13 protein-coding genes and 1 pseudogene are annotated in these 14,482 nt (G+C 72.4%); 9 read left to right on the top strand and 5 right to left on the bottom strand.

Features of this window, described 5'->3' with window-relative positions; translation table 11 throughout:
• Positions 1 to 96: 96 nt before the first annotated feature.
• The gene (locus tag ACF1CT_RS14640) at positions 97 to 1,164 is read right to left on the bottom strand and encodes a mechanosensitive ion channel family protein (protein ID WP_391784167.1); all 1,068 of its coding nucleotides are present in this window, start codon (positions 1,162 to 1,164) and stop codon (positions 97 to 99) included.
• A 325-nt stretch (positions 1,165 to 1,489) separates the two neighbouring features.
• Here ACF1CT_RS14640 and ACF1CT_RS14635 point away from each other — a divergent pair, with 325 nt between their 5' ends.
• Positions 1,490 to 2,026, top strand: coding sequence for an HNH endonuclease (locus tag ACF1CT_RS14635; RefSeq protein WP_391784166.1), 537 nt, complete (start codon positions 1,490 to 1,492; stop codon positions 2,024 to 2,026).
• Between the two features lie 114 nt (positions 2,027 to 2,140).
• Here ACF1CT_RS14635 and ACF1CT_RS14630 read toward each other — a convergent pair whose 3' ends face one another.
• The gene (locus ACF1CT_RS14630) at positions 2,141 to 5,188 is read right to left on the bottom strand and encodes a beta-N-acetylglucosaminidase domain-containing protein (protein WP_391784165.1); all 3,048 of its coding nucleotides are present in this window, start codon (positions 5,186 to 5,188) and stop codon (positions 2,141 to 2,143) included.
• Between the two features lie 313 nt (positions 5,189 to 5,501).
• Between ACF1CT_RS14630 and ACF1CT_RS14625 the strand changes: the two genes are divergently transcribed.
• From ACF1CT_RS14625 to alc, 5 genes are all read left to right on the top strand, one after another.
• Positions 5,502 to 5,756, top strand: a complete 255-nt coding sequence (locus ACF1CT_RS14625; protein WP_391784164.1) for a hypothetical protein — start codon at positions 5,502 to 5,504, stop codon at positions 5,754 to 5,756.
• 15 nt (positions 5,757 to 5,771) lie between these two features.
• A complete protein-coding gene (malQ, locus tag ACF1CT_RS14620; RefSeq protein WP_391784163.1) occupies positions 5,772 to 8,033 on the top strand; it encodes a 4-alpha-glucanotransferase in 2,262 nt (753 codons plus the stop codon).
• Positions 8,034 to 8,125: 92 nt separating this feature from the next.
• Positions 8,126 to 8,356 carry a hypothetical protein gene (locus ACF1CT_RS14615; RefSeq protein ID WP_391784162.1) on the top strand — a complete coding sequence of 77 codons (231 nt, stop codon included), beginning with the start codon at positions 8,126 to 8,128 and terminating at the stop codon, positions 8,354 to 8,356.
• Positions 8,357 to 8,583: 227 nt separating this feature from the next.
• A complete protein-coding gene (locus ACF1CT_RS14610) occupies positions 8,584 to 9,519 on the top strand; it encodes a LysR family transcriptional regulator (protein ID WP_391784161.1) in 936 nt (311 codons plus the stop codon).
• Positions 9,520 to 9,565: 46 nt separating this feature from the next.
• On the top strand, positions 9,566 to 10,717 hold the full coding sequence (gene alc, locus ACF1CT_RS14605; RefSeq protein ID WP_391784160.1) for an allantoicase: 1,152 nt from the start codon (positions 9,566 to 9,568) through the stop codon (positions 10,715 to 10,717).
• Positions 10,718 to 10,854: 137 nt separating this feature from the next.
• On the opposite strand, the gene ACF1CT_RS14600 is transcribed toward alc, so the two are convergent.
• Both ACF1CT_RS14600 and ACF1CT_RS14595 read right to left on the bottom strand, forming a co-directional pair.
• Positions 10,855 to 11,205, bottom strand: coding sequence for a hypothetical protein (locus tag ACF1CT_RS14600; RefSeq protein WP_391784159.1), 351 nt, complete (start codon positions 11,203 to 11,205; stop codon positions 10,855 to 10,857).
• Positions 11,206 to 11,212: 7 nt separating this feature from the next.
• On the bottom strand, positions 11,213 to 11,674 hold the full coding sequence (locus tag ACF1CT_RS14595) for an EndoU domain-containing protein (RefSeq protein WP_391784158.1): 462 nt from the start codon (positions 11,672 to 11,674) through the stop codon (positions 11,213 to 11,215).
• A 152-nt stretch (positions 11,675 to 11,826) separates the two neighbouring features.
• Between ACF1CT_RS14595 and ACF1CT_RS14590 the strand changes: the two genes are divergently transcribed.
• From ACF1CT_RS14590 to ACF1CT_RS14580, 3 genes and pseudogenes are all read left to right on the top strand, one after another.
• Complete coding sequence (locus ACF1CT_RS14590; RefSeq protein ID WP_391784157.1) at positions 11,827 to 12,537, top strand: replication initiator; 711 nt, start codon at positions 11,827 to 11,829, stop codon at positions 12,535 to 12,537.
• A gap of 28 nt (positions 12,538 to 12,565) precedes the next feature.
• Positions 12,566 to 12,682: a hypothetical protein gene (locus tag ACF1CT_RS14585; RefSeq protein WP_391784226.1), complete on the top strand. Its 117-nt coding sequence runs from the start codon at positions 12,566 to 12,568 to the stop codon at positions 12,680 to 12,682.
• A gap of 28 nt (positions 12,683 to 12,710) precedes the next feature.
• Positions 12,711 to 13,961, top strand: a pseudogene (locus ACF1CT_RS14580) (tyrosine-type recombinase/integrase).
• A 104-nt stretch (positions 13,962 to 14,065) separates the two neighbouring features.
• Here the strand turns inward: ACF1CT_RS14580 and ACF1CT_RS14575 are convergent.
• On the bottom strand, positions 14,066 to 14,482 hold the full coding sequence (locus tag ACF1CT_RS14575; protein ID WP_391784156.1) for a hypothetical protein: 417 nt from the start codon (positions 14,480 to 14,482) through the stop codon (positions 14,066 to 14,068).

Genomic DNA, 14,482 nt, shown 5'->3' with positions numbered 1-14,482 from the left:
GCCGGATCCGGGGCGCTGTGCCCGGGGTCGTCGTGCCGGGGGCGCCGTGCCGGGGGCGCCGTGCCCGCGGGTGTCCGGCCGCTCGCGCCTTCCCGGCTACTTGCCCTTGTTCGGCGCCGGGGTGATCGGGTTGGTGGCCAGGGTCTGCGGCGAGGTGGCCGACGAGAAGGCCGACGGGGCGGCCACCGAGGCCGTCGGATCGGCCACCGGTTCCTCCTCCGCCTGGGCCGGCACACCGCCGACCATCCGGATGCCCGCCTCGTCCATGGCCTGCTTGATCCGCCAGCGCAGCTCCCGCTCCACGCCCACCGACTTGCCGGGCATCGTCTTCGCGGCGACCCGGACCGTCATCGAGTCCAACTGCACCGTGTCCAGGCCCAGGACCTCCACCGGACCCCACAGCCGCTCGCTCCACGGGTCCTCCTTGGCCATCGCGGCGGCGGCGTCGACGATCACCGAACGGACCCGGTCCAGGTCCTCCGTGAGCGGCAGCGTCACGTCGACGCCGGCCGTCGACCAGCCCTGGCTGAGGTTGCCGATCCGCTTCACCTCGCCGTTGCGGACGTACCAGATCTCGCCCTCGGCACCACGCAGCTTGGTGACCCGCAGACCGACCTCGATGACCTCGCCGGAGGCGACGCCCGCGTCGATGGTGTCGCCGACGCCGTACTGGTCCTCCAGGATCATGAAGACGCCGGAGAGGAAGTCGGTGACCAGGTTGCGCGCACCGAAACCGATCGCCACACCGGCCACCCCGGCGGAGGCCAGCAGTGGGGCCAGGTTGATCTGGAACGCGCCGAGGATCATCAGGACGGCCGTGCCGAGGATCAGGAAGGACGCCACCGAGCGCAGCACGGAGCCGATCGCCTCGGACCGCTGACGGCGGCGTTCCGCGTTGACCAGCAGACCGCCCAGCGCGGTGCCCTCGACCGCCTGGGCACTGCGGTTCATCCGTTCTATGAGCTTGGTCAGAGCACGCCGGATCGCGATGCGCAACACGATCGCGATGGCCGCGATGAGCATGATCCGCAGGCCGGTGCTCAGCCAGGTGGACCAGTTCTCCTCCACCCAGCTCGCGGCGTGACCGGCCTGCTCGGCGGCCTCGTCGAGCGAGCTGCCGGACCCGGGTGACGGGGTTGCGGTCAACAAGGCGGACACGGGCACGACGGGACCTCCGACTGGGCTGCGACGGACCCACCACACTAACGGGGCAGCGGCCCCGGGCGGCTGCCGCGACCGAGGAGGCAGAGGCGTCCCGGGGGCGCGAAGGGCGCGTGTGGCCGATCACACACCGGGTGCGGGCCTGCCGAAACGGTCCCGCGGGGCCCCCGGCGGCCCGCCGTCAGGGGGGTCACGGGGCCGCGGCGGAAAAAATCCTTCCAGCCCGTTACCCGCACGTGGTGGCGCATCGACCGGGCGTGAGGAGAAACTTGGATCGGATCGTCCCGGCGCGAGCCACGCGCCGCCGGCGTACAAGGAGGCGTCCACCGTGCCGCATGTCCTGGTTCTCAACGCGTCGTACGAGCCGCTCGGCGTCGTACCGCTCCGCCGCGCTCTCGTCCTCGTGCTCGAAAACAAGGCCATCTGTCTTGAGGAGTCCGGCGCCTTCATGCACAGTGCCACCCGGGTCGTCCCGGCCCCCAGCGTCGTCCGGCTGAAACGCTTCGTACGGGTCCCCTACCGCGGGCCCGTACCGCTCACCCGCCGGGCCCTCTTCGCCAGGGACGGCGGTCGCTGCATGTACTGCGGGGCCGCCGCCACGAGCGTCGACCACGTCATCCCGCGCAGCCGCGGCGGCCAGCACGCCTGGGACAACGTGGTGGCGGCCTGCCGCCGCTGCAACCACGTCAAGGCCGACCGGCACCTGCCGGAGCTCGGCTGGCGACTGCACCAGCAGCCCGCCCCGCCCACGGGCCTCGCGTGGCGCATCATCGGGACGGGCCATCGCGATCCGCGCTGGTTGCCGTACTTGCAACCGTTCGGCGCGGACGACGCGATGGCCCGGATCGACGGCGTATCAGCCTAGGATCCGGGCCTTCGTCGTCCCCGGGGCCTTCGCCGTCCCCGCGGGGGCACCGTGCGGGAGCCCTCCGGCCCGTGCGGGGACACGCGCGGGCGGAGGCGGTTGCTCCCCCGCTCGTCACTCCGTCGCGGCGACGGCGTACGCCTCCACCGACCAGAGGGAGTAGCCGAACTCGGTGGCGCGGGCGTCGCCCTGGATCCTGAGGAAGCGGGTGTCCTTGGCGTCCATCCGGACCGACTCGCTGCCGCCCCGTCCGTCCCGCACCGTCGCCGCCGTGCGCCAGGTCCGGCCGTCCGGGGAGACCTGGACCCGGTAGCGGGAGGCGTACGCGTCCTGCCAGTGCAGCACCACCCGGCCGATCCGGGCCGCGGCCGGCAGCTCCGCCTGCCACCAGGCGCCGTCCTCGGCCGGTGAGGACCAGCGGGTCCCCGGGTCGCCGTCGACGGCCGCCGGCGCCGGGAAGTCCGGGGTCTCGTCGGCGGACGAGGCCGCGACGGCGGTACGCAGCAGGTCCGGGCCCGCGGTGCGGGGGAACGCCCGGACGGTGAGCGTGCTGCGTTCGTCGCCGAAGCTGAGCGGTACCTCGTACTCGCCGGCCGGGGTGCCCGCCGGGACGGTGATCTCGACGGGGACGTCCGTACCGGTGCCGCGCGGCACCCGGGTCCGTTCCGGGACGCTGACCTCGATGCCGCTGGGGGCGTCGGCGGTGAGGCTGCCGTTCACCTCGGCGGGGCGCCGGGCGGCCAGCCGGGCCTTGACCCGCTGCGGCCCGCCGCCGATCTCGGCGTCCGTCTCGTCGCGAGCGAGGTCGAGCCGGGCGGCGGGTTCGTCGCCGAACCACGGCACGAGCGCCCGCACCCGCGGAGCCGACGCGTCCCCGGAGCCGGCGCCTCCGGATGTGGACGCGTCGCCTCCCGGCCCGTCCGTCCGGTTCTCCACGACGACCGACGGCCTCGCGCCGGTGATGAGCGGGGGAACGACCGGGCTCGCGGTCGGCCGGCTGATCCGGATCGCGTCGGCCCGCAGCCCCTTGGCCGGAATCTGGGTCCAGCCGGTCCGCGACACCGGCCCCAGCACGCGCCAGCCCTCGCCCGGCACGTGCGCCTCCAGCCTCGCGCCGGTTTCCGAACCGTCCCCGGGTTCGGTCATCGCCGTCACGGCCTCGACCGGACGGGCCCGGTCCAGCCGGACCGTGTGACTGCCGGGCGCCTCCGTCACCGTGCCCGCCCTGCGGTCCGCGCCCGTCCAGGCGTCCGCCTCCCGGCGCACCCGGTCCAGGAACGGGCCCAGCACCCCCGCCCCGACCGTCGCCCCGCTCGCCCCCGTCGCCCGCCGCACCGGCTCCAGCGCCAGCGACGCCTTCCACGCGGCGGCGCCGTCGCCGCGCGACTGCGCCTGCAGCAGATCGACGGCGAGCTCGCCCGCCCGGCCGTACCGGGACAGTTGCTCGGCCCACGGCCGCACTTCGTCGTCGAGCCGCCCCTCGGCGAGGTCCTCCAGCCGCTGCGGCGTCTGCCGCATCACCGTGAACGCCTCCCGCAGCGCCCGGGCCGAGGTGTCCCGCGCCGAGGCGTCCTGGTCCGTGCGGGACCGCCAGAACGCGTCAAGCAGCGGTCGCAGATACGCCGACTCGTCGCCGCCCAGCACGGACGTCGCGCTGTTCCCGGCCAGCGCGCGCAACGCGTCCCCGGAGCGGGCGTCGCCGCCCGCGAGGTCGTCGATCGCCGCCCGCCAGGACTCCTGCGGCCGGTACCCCCGCGGGTTCCACGCGAAGTCCGCGGCGGTGAACAGCGGGATGCGGGACGCGGACGGCTGCTCCATCGCGTTCGCGAGCAGCGCCGCGGAGCCGACCGCCACCGCCGGGTCCCGGCCGGTGTACGGGCCGAGGAAGATCCGGTCCTGCGCGTAGTCGTTGACGGGGTAGTTGTCCATGGTGACCAGCGGATGCCGGAACGCGGCGCGCGCCCCCGCCAGTTCGCCGCCGGTGATGGTCCTCGGCACCACCCCGACCCCGGTCCAGGCGACCTGCACCCGGTCGTCGAGTTCCTTCGCGAGCGCCGTGCGGTATGCGGTCGTCCCGTCCTGGTAGAACTCCGTCGGCATCACCGACAGCGGCTCCGCGTCCGGATACCTCCGGGCGAGGTGCCGCTGCACCGCGCTCGCCACCCGCGCCTGCGCCCGGGCCGCCGCCTCCGGACCGCGGCCGAAGGTGTCGGCGTCGGCGTCGCAGTGCCACTCGCTGTAGCTGACGTCCTGGAACTGGAGCTGGAACGTCCGTACGCCCAGCGCCCACATCGCGTCGAGCTTCCTCGTCAACGCCCTCACGTCGTCGTCCGACGCCATGCACATGGTCTGCCCGGGGGCGACGGCCCAGCCGAGCGTCACGTGCTCGGCCCGGGCCCGTTCGGCGAGCGCCCGGAAGTCGGCCCGCCGCTCGGCGGGGTACGGATCGCGCCAACGGGACTGCCGGTAGGGGTCGTCGCCCGCCGCGTACAGATAGCGGTTCTGCTTCGTGCGCCCCATGAACCCGATCTGCGCGAGCCGTTCGGCACGGGTCCACGGCTGCCCGTAGAACCCCTCCGTCATCCCGCGCACGGCGGTGCCCGGCCAGTCCCTCACGGCGACCCCGGCGACGCCGCCGTTCCGGATCAGCTGACGCAGCGTCTGGACGCCGTGGAACAGACCGTCGTCGCCGACCCCGTCCACGGCGACGGTGTCCCGGCCCGCCACCCGGCCGACCGCGATCCGGTAGCCCCCGGAGGGCAGGTCGCCGAGAGCGGGGGCGCGCAGCGCGCGCAGGGCGTCCGCGGCACCGGCACCGCCGAACCGGACGACCGGGCCGCGGCCCGGCAGCGCCTCGTGGACCGTGCGCACCCCCGCCCCGCGCAGCAGGTCGCGCAGCGCGTCGACGGCGTACGGATCGGCCTGCGCGTCGGCGACGAGGGTGACTTCGGCGGAGAGCGGAATGTCCGCCCCGGACGTCCTGACCGACTGGGGGCGCGGCCACACGGCGGGCGGTGCGCCGTCGCCGGTGCGGTCGGGCGTGGTGAGGGAGGGGGAACCGGGTGCGGAGGGCGCCGCGACGGCCGGGGCGCCCGCGGAGAGCAGCCCGCCCAGCACGGCGAACGCGACGGCCGTCGCCCGCTTCCTGCGTCCGAGCCGCATCGCCCGTCTCCTTCGCTCCCGCCGGTGGCCTCCGAGCCCACCACCCCACGCGCGCGGGTGTCAATGCGCGAGGGGCGGTGTGCCGCAAATGCCCGATGTGGTGGATGCGGTGCGGGGCGGCCGGCCGATGGCGCGGGACGCGAAAGATGACGCCGAATGGCCGAAATCGGAGGACGACTTGCGGAGAACCGGCCCCGGCGGAACGGATTGTGACCCGCGGCACGTTGAACTCGTTGTGATAACGCCTACGTCTGCGATCGAGTCCGCTGGGTAGGCCCGCTGTGTCCTGTTCCGCCAAGGCCAGGAGGCCACCATGCCCACCGTCGCGCAGCCTCTGCTCCCCGCCCCCTCCCGACAGGCATCCGGCTGCGACCCGTTGCCCGGCTTTCTTCCCGCGCCCGGTTCCGGCCCGTTGACCAGCGAGCCGCCGCTCGCCGACGCGATACCCCTGACCAGCGAGCCGCCGCTCGCCGAGGCCACCCCGTTGACCAGCGAACCCCCGCTCGCCGTCAATGCCCCGCTGACCAGCGAGCCGGTCACCACCGGCAGCATGTGGGGCATGGAGTAGTCACCAGGAGTCCGAATGGGCCTGTCCCGGCTCGCCGCACTGCATGGCGTCGCCACCTCCCACTCCCCGTCCCCCGGCGACACGGTGCCCGTCCCGGACGGCACGGTCGTCGCCGTGCTCGCCGCCCTCGGCGTGGACGCGGCAGGCCCCGAAGCGGTACGGGAGTCGCTCGCCACCGCCGAGTCCGCAGCCCGGTCCGGACTGCTCCCGCCGACGGTGGTGGTGTGGGCCGGGGAACCGCTGCCCCCGGCCCTGGCGGACCTGCCGCCGGGCACCACGCTCGACATCGCCCTGGAGGACGTCACCGCCCCGGAGGACGTCGGCGAGCCCCCGCACCCGACCCTGCGCGTTCCGGCCGACCACCCCCGTCCGGACGCCCTGGGACACGTCGGTGCGCGAACGCACACGGCCCCGGAGCCGGGCACGGGCGTGGGCGCGGAACCGGGGGCGGCCCGGGAGGCCGGTCCGGCCGTGGGCCCGGGCCCGGGCGAGGGTGCGGATCCGGCCCGGGAGGCCGCTGCGGGGACGCCGTCCACCCCGCTCTGGTGGACCGAACCGCCGCTCGGCGTGCACCGGTTGTCGGTACGCGCCCCGGGCGGCCGGAGCGCGTCCGCCACGCTCGTCGTCGCCCCGCCCCGGGCGCCCCGGCCCGCCGCACGCTGCCACGGCTTCCTCGTACAGCTCTACTCCCTGCTCTCCGCCCGCTCCTGGGGGATGGGCGACCTCGGGGACCTCGCCGACCTCGCCGCCTGGTCGGGGCGCGCCCTGGGAGCCGGATTCGTCCAGGTCAACCCGTTGCACGCCGCGGTGCTCGGCGACCCCACCGACCCGTCCCCGTACCGCCCGTCGTCGCGGCGCTTCCCCGACCCCGTCCACCTGCATGTCGAGTCCGTCCCCGAATACGGCCACGTGCCGGACCGGTCCACCCTCGACGACCTGCGCCAGAGCGCCGCCGCGCTCGGCGACACCGTCCTGAACAAGGGCGCACTGATCGACCGGGACGCAGTCTGGGAGCTCAAGCGCCAGGCCCTCGAACGCGTCCGGGACGTCCCCCTCACCCCCGGCCGACGCGCCGCCTACTGCGATTTCCTGGCCGCACAGGGGCAGGCCCTGGAGGACCACGCCCTGTGGTGCGCCCTCGCCGAGGTGCACGGACACGACTGGCACACCTGGCCGCCCGCCCTGCGCGATCCCCGCTCCGAGGAGACCGCCCACGCCCGCCACACCCTGCGCGACCGGGTCGACTTCCACTGCCGGCTCGCCTGGCTGACCGACGAGCAGCTCGCCGCCGCCCAGCGCGCCGCCCTGGACGCCGGAATGGCCGTCGGCATCGTCCACGACCTCGCGGTCGGCGTGCACCCCGGCGGCTCCGACGCCTGGGCCCAGCAGGACGCCCTCGCCCGCGGCATGTCCGTCGGCGCGCCCCCCGACGCCTTCAACGCCCGCGGCCAGGACTGGGGGCTGCCCCCGTGGCGCCCCGACGCCCTCGCCGCGTCCGGCTACGCCCCGTACCGCGGGCTGCTGCGCGCACTGTTCGCGCACGCGGGCGCCCTGCGCATCGACCACGTCATGGGCCTGTTCCGGCTCTGGTGGGTGCCCGAGGGACGCCCGCCCACCGAGGGCACCTACGTCGGCCACGACGCCGAGGCGATGCTCGCCGTCCTCGTCCTGGAGGCGCACCGGGCCGGTGCCGTGATCGTGGGGGAGGACCTCGGCACCGTCGAACCGTGGGTCCGCGAGACGCTGGCACGCCGGGGCGTGCTCGGCACCTCCGTGCTCTGGTTCGAGCGGGACTGGGACGGCACCGGCCGGCCGCTGGCCCCGGAACAGTGGCGCGAGAGCTGCCTGGCCACGGCCACCACGCACGACCTGCCGTCCACCGCCGCCCGGCTCGACGGCGACCACGTGCTGCTGCGCGACCGGCTCGGCCTGCTCACCCGTCCCCTGGCGGAGGCACTCGCCGCGGACGCCCACGACACCGCCGAATGGCTCGGCCTGCTCGCCCGGCTCGGCCTGCTCCCGGAGGGCGAGGGCGACGAGGAGGGCGCCGTCCGGGCCGTGCACCGCTTCCTGTTGCGCACCCCGGCCCGCATGGTCGGCGTCTGGCTGCCCGACGCCCTGGGCGACCGCCGCCCGCAGAACGTTCCGGGCACCTGGGACCAGTACCCCAACTGGCGCCTGCCGGTCGCCGACGCGGAGGGCAACCCGGTCACCCTGGAGGAACTGGCCGCCGCCCCCCGCCTGCACCGGCTGATGGAGGTCTTCGAGCGCCGCTGAGGACCGGTCCGGGGCACCACCGGCGCCCGTTCCCGAAGCCCGTACGGCACCCCGGGCGCGCGTGCGTCGTGGGCGTTCGCTACGTTTGCACCGTGGACAAGAAGAACGCTATGCGCGCCGGCGCCGTCGCGGCCGGAACGACGCTGATGATGCTGCTCATGTCGTCCCCCGCGCTCGCGCTCACCCGCGACGACGGTGACGACCCCGGCCCGGGCCTGAGCGTGATGGAGACCATCGGCCTGTACGTCGTGGCCCCCATCGCCCTGTTCGTGATCATCGCGGGCCTGGTCATGATCTTCGACAAGTCCAAGAAGCAGGCCTGACCGAGTCGGGAATCGAGTCGGGCGACAGGGTCCGACCGCTCCGGGTTCCGGGAAGCGGGCGGGTCCGGGATCGGTGAGCGGTCCCGATCGCAGCCCTCTCCCGACGCTCCCGCCGAGTGCGCCGCCGGTACCCCGTGCCGGGCGGCGCACACGCGTGTCCGGACCCGGACGCCACCGGATGCCGTCGCCGGACCCCGGACGGACCGGACCCCGGGTAGGTTGCGGCCATGACCGAGTGGGACATCAAGAAGCTCCGGGTCCTGCGCACGCTGCGCGACCGGGGCACGGTCACCGCGACCGCGGAGGCCCTGCTGATGACCCCGTCGGCGGTCTCGCAGCAACTGTCCAGCCTGTCCCGGCAGCTCGGCGTCCCGCTCCTGGAGGCCCAGGGCCGACGGGTCCGCCTCACCGACGCCGCCCATCTCGTGCTGCGCCACGCCGAAGCGGTCTTCGCCCGGCTGGAGCGCGCCGACGCGGAACTGACGGGGTACCTGCGCGGTGAGGCGGGGGAGGTGCGGGTCGCCGCGTTCTCGACGGCGGTGCCGGCTCTCGTCGTCCCGGCGATCCAGCGCCTGCGCGCCGAGGGCCGCCCGGGGCCGGAGGTGCGGGTGCGGGAGGCGGAGGCCGCCCGGGCGTACGAACTGCTGGCCGCCGGTGACGTGGACCTCGCGCTGTCCCTCACCGCGCACGCCCCGACCGCCCACGACCCCCGGTTCGCGGTACGGCCCCTGCTCGCGGACCCGCTGGACGTGGCCCTGCCCGCCGCCCATCCCCTGGCCGCCGCCCCCGCGCTCCGGCTGGCGGATCTCTCCGGCGATCCCTGGATCTTCGGAGGGTCCGGACCCTGGTCGCAGATCACCACGGCGGCGTGCGAGGCCGCCGGGTTCGTGCCCGAGCAGGCGCACAGTGCCTCCGGCTGGACGGCGATCCTGGCCATGGTCGAGGCGGGGATGGGGGTCGCGCTCATTCCGCGCATGGCATCGGCGGAGCGGCACGGCGGACGGCACGGGGTGGTGATGCGGGTACTGGAGGCGGACCAGCCGCGCCGCCATGTGGTGGCGGCGGTACGGCAGGGGGCCGAACACGGGCCCGCGGTGGCCCGGGTCCTCGTCGCGCTGGGCTCGGCCGCCGAATCCTTCACTTCCGCTGAACGGAAACTGTAAAAACTTTCACTGGACCTGATGGGTGTCCGGTCGTGACAGTGGCCCCATGACCTTCGACCAGAACGAGCACCGGGACGAGAACCACCACGACGACCCCCACGCCAACGACGCGGCCCCGTACGGCGGCGGCGACCCCTACGCCGACTACCGCATCACCGACCTCCCCTTCACCGGCCTCGTCGACCTCGCCGACCGCCGCCTCGGCGCGGGCGTGATCGCCGCCAACGACGAGTTCTTCGCCCAGCGCGAGAACCTCCTCGTCCGGGAGCGCGCGGTCTTCGACCCCGAGCGCTTCGGCCACAAGGGCAAGGTCATGGACGGCTGGGAGACCCGCCGCCGACGCGGCGCGGACGCCGCCCACCCGTTCCCGGCCCCCGGGGAGCACGACTGGGCCCTGATCCGCCTCGGCGCCCCCGGCGTCATCCGCGGCATCGTCGTCGACACGGCCCACTTCCGCGGCAACTACCCGCAGCGCGTCTCGATCCAGGCCACCGCCGTCGAGGGCTCGCCCGGCCCCGCCGAGCTCCTCGCCGACGACGTGAAATGGGAGGAGATCGTCCCGCCGACCCCCGTACGCGGCCACGCCGCCAACGGCTTCGAGATCACCGACGGCCGCCGCTTCACCCACATCCGCCTCTGCCAGCACCCCGACGGCGGCATCGCCCGCCTCCGCGTCCACGGCGAGGTCCTGCCCGACCCGTCCTGGCTCGCCACCCTCGGCACCTTCGACCTGCTCTCGGTCCTGAACGGCGGCAGCTACGAGGACGCCTCGGACCGCTTCTACTCCTCGCCGACCCAGATCATCCTGCCCGGCACCTCCCGCAAGATGGACGACGGCTGGGAGAACCGCCGCCGCCGGGTCCGCGACACCAATGACTGGGTCCGCTTCCGCCTCCCCGCCCAGGGCGCGGTCCGCGCGGTCGAGATCGACACCGCCTACCTCAAGGGCAACGCGGCGGGCTGGATCGCCCTGCACGGCCGCGACGGCGGGACGGGCGAATGGTTCGAGATCATCCCCCGCACCCGGCTCCAGCCCGACACTCCCCACCGCTTCCCGCTCAGCGCCCCGGCGATCGTCACCCACGTCCGCCTCGACGCCTTCCCCGACGGCGGCGTCGCCCGCATGCGCCTGCACGGCAGCCTCACGGAATCCGGCGCCGCCGACCTGACCCGCCGCCACCGGGAGGCGGGGGCCTGACCCCTCGTGCGCCGTGCCCGCGTCGGCGGAGCCGAGAGGTTCCGGAAAGAGAACTCGGACTCATGAACGTCGGGGCGGTACGCGGCCTCTCGCCGCGTACCGCCCCATCGGTTTTCTTGTTTTCTGCAATCAGTTGATCACCGGTGTCGGTGCTCCAGGAATCGAATCAGGCATTCCAGTGCGAGTTCAAATTCTTCGACGCTCATCGTGCACGTCTCGAACTGCCCGTACAAGTCACCGATCTCAACCCGATCGGAATCGATTCTCTTCGCAGTCGCACTGGATGTCCCGAGGACGTACTCGGATTCGAAATCCCGCCACATCCTCCGCCACTCTCGAAGGTAGATCTCTGTGCTTTCCGCTCTGGTTCCGAACGGAATTATCAGAGTTTCGAGAGCCAGTCTTGTGTTCTCCTCGGTCCCGGCCGGGCCCTGAGGAATGACGAGGTCATCCTGATCGACCGTGAAGGACCACGTAGCGGCCTCCATCGTTCTGTTAATTCCCCACCGGGAAGAAGGTCGATGGTGTGTACGACCCATCCGCTGTTTTCTGTAGGAAGCCCGTCATCTTCACGCCACGAAATGTTCCGGAAACCATGGTTCCTCCGCGCTTGTATGTGCCGTTGCTGAACAGGTGCTGACCGGCTGCCATCACATCTTCAGGCGTCCAGGTGGACGGGAAGAATGTATGGCCTGCGCTGGCCACCTTGGCGAGGGTTCCGCCTCCCGGGAGGAGTGCCCCGACCGTCCCGTTCACCCTGGCCGTGCCGTCGGCGTTAACGGACAGTTCACCGTTGATGAATCGATTTTCCGGGATGCCGCCCGTCTGATCGGGATGAAGATGCCAACCGGCAAACCGGTTGTCATCCGTAATAACACCGTTCAGCACGTGGTCGCGAGCCTGCGGAGAAATGCTGTCGCAGTTGTGGACGAGTACCGGCGCAGCGCCCGCCAGCACATAGTACGTGTGCTCGCCGGGCGGCCGTCACCTGCATTTTCGCTGGTCAGCGAATTCCGGCTGGTCCGTAGGTGTACGTGGAAGTGCCGTGCTGTGCGCCCCTGTTGCCGTCGGCGTTGCCGTCAGACGGCTGCGCGCCTGAGGGCGGTGGAGTGGGCTTTGGCCGGTGTCCTGCCCGGGTTGGGGTCGGGCATGGTCAGGGGGCCGTAATCCGTCTCGACGGCCGCGCGGGCCCCTACACCCCGCCGCCCGCCTGGGCCACCCCCGAACTCCTCGCCGACGCCATCCGGATCGCGGCCACCCGTGCCCATATCGACGGGCCCGAAATCAACGGCCGCGCCCGCTCCTTCGCCTTCGGCGAGCAGATCGACACCAGGATCATCCGGTCGGCCGCCTTCCAGGGCGGGACCATGATCACCGAGGGCAAGGTCGCCGGATACGTCGCCAAGTACGCCACCAAGGGCACCGAAGCCGCGACCGGCACCCTCGACCACCGGCTGAAGAGGATCACCGACCTCTGGTTCGAGTCCGTACCCGAGCACGCCGCCCGCATGATCCGCACCGCCTGGACCCTCGGCGCCCGCGACGACCTCAAGTACCTGAACCTTCGCAAGTGGGCCCACATGCTCGGCCTCCGCGGCCACTTCTCCACCAAGGCCCGCGCCTACTCCACCACCCTTGGCGCCCTCCGGGCCGCCCGAGCCGACTGGCACCGCCGCCACACCCCTCCGGCCGCCCCGACCACCCTCGTGCTCGCTCACTGGGCCTACGACGGCACCGGCCTCACCCCCGACCTCGAACGCCTCGCCGCACTCATCGGAGGTGGCCCGACGGGCGAACAGGAGGTAGCGACTCGTGCGTGACGAAGAACTCCTCACCGTCCCCGAGGTCATGGCCCGCCTCAAGATCGGCCGCTCCGCCCTCTACGACCTCCTGCGCACCCGTCGCCTGGCCTCGCTGACCATCGGCCGCGCCCGCCGTATCCCCGCCCACGCCCTCGCTGACTAGTTCAGCGCCACCTGGAAGAGGCCGCCTAATGATCGCCCCCAAGCGCAAGAAGGCCCGCGCCAACGGCGAAGGCACCATCTACTAGCGCAAGGACGGCCGCTGGGAAGCCGCCGGCTATGTCCTCGCCGCCGACGGCAGCCGCAAACGTGTCCGGGTCTACGGCAGCACTCGGAGGGAAGCCGCCGACAAGATCGCGAACAGCAACCGCGGGCTGCCTGTCGCCACCGCAGACAGCACCGTCGGCGACTACCTCACGTACTGGCTCGGCAGCGTCGCCGTCCACCGGCTCCGCGAGAACACCCACACCCGCTACGCCGCCTGCGTCCGCCTCCACCTCGTCCCCGGCCTCGGCGCCAAGAAGATCGCACGTCTCACCGCCAAGGACGTCCGCACCTTCCTCGACCGGCTCCGCACCACCTGCCAGTGCTGCACCCAGGGCCTGGACACCGAACGGAAGGAGTGCTGCGCCATCGGCGAATGCTGCCAGAAGCAGCTGTCCCCTTCGACCGTGACCTACGTGCACTCGGTCCTCAAGTCCGCCCTCGAACACGCCGTCCGCGAAGACGAGCTGCCGCGCAACGTCGCCCGGAACGTCAAAGCCGCCGCACCCCGGCCCAGGCGCTTCCAGCCCCTCACCGCAGCCGAGGCTCGCCAGTTCCTCGACACAGCCCGCGCCGACCGGCTCCACGCGCTGTACGAACTCGCGCTGCGCACCGGGCTCCGCAAGGGCGAACTCCTCGGCCTCCACTGGGAAGACCTCGACCTCACCACCGGAACGGCCAGCATCCGGCACTCACTCCAGCGCACCCGCACCGGCGGCCTCACGCACCTGCCCACCAAAACCCGCGCGTCCGAACGCCGAATCGCCCTCCCCACCGAATGCCTCCACTCCCTCAAGAAGCAACAGGAACGGCAGGACAAAGAGCGAGAGACAGCAGGGTCTGCCTGGCAGGACAGCAGCCTCGTCTTCACCACGTCAACCGGACGGCCCCTCGACCCGGCCAACCTCACCCGCCGCTTCCGCAGCTTCCTCAACCGGGCCGGACTCCGCCGCATCCGCTTCCACGACCTCCGCCACTCGACCGCCACCCTGCTCCTGGAACAAGGTGTCGACCTCATCGTGATCAAGGAACTCCTCGGGCACGCTCACATCGGCGTCACCGCCGGCGTCTACGCCCATGTCCGACTCCGGCTCCAACGCCAAGCCATCAACGCCCTGGGGGATGCACTACAGGGGAAGCGCCTCGACCATCCGCCCCACACAGCAACAGATGACTGATCCACTCTACGAACGTCGGTGCCCCCCACGAGACCTCGTGGGGGGCACCGACGTCCGGCCCTGTTGCCGTCAGCGTTGCCGTCACACGCCGATGCAGGTCCTTTCTACGCGTCTCCGCCTGCATCGGAAATCGGCAGGTTGAAGAACTGATATACGGCTACTCGCTGGGCTTCCACAGAAGTCACCTGTGATGGTTCAGCCGCAGCAAAGATGTCGACAATCTCTTCCTCTTCGGCAGATCGGGAGAGGACTGCGGCAAAGCGGCCATTATCCATCTGCTGTTGCATTCCGGAGGGAAAGACGTCCGGTCGCGCCCCTTGGCAGCAAAGCAGAAGATCTCCCTTCTCCAAGTCGATTCGAGCACTCAGGAGACACTTGAACAGATTCGACTCAGTGAAGGGCTGCCAGTCTCGACCTGAGAATTTCATTCTCAAGCCCACCCCTTCGCTATCAAGGATCTCGAATGAGACTGGAACGACTGAGGATCCTCGCCCTACAGCTAGCAGTTCAAGCGATTCCAT

The sequence above is a fragment of the Streptomyces sp. NPDC014734 genome (genome assembly GCF_043083325.1).
GTDB lineage: Bacteria > Actinomycetota > Actinomycetes > Streptomycetales > Streptomycetaceae > Streptomyces.
Note: the sequence above shows the minus strand (reverse complement) of the source record. Positions and strands in the feature narration are given on the sequence as shown.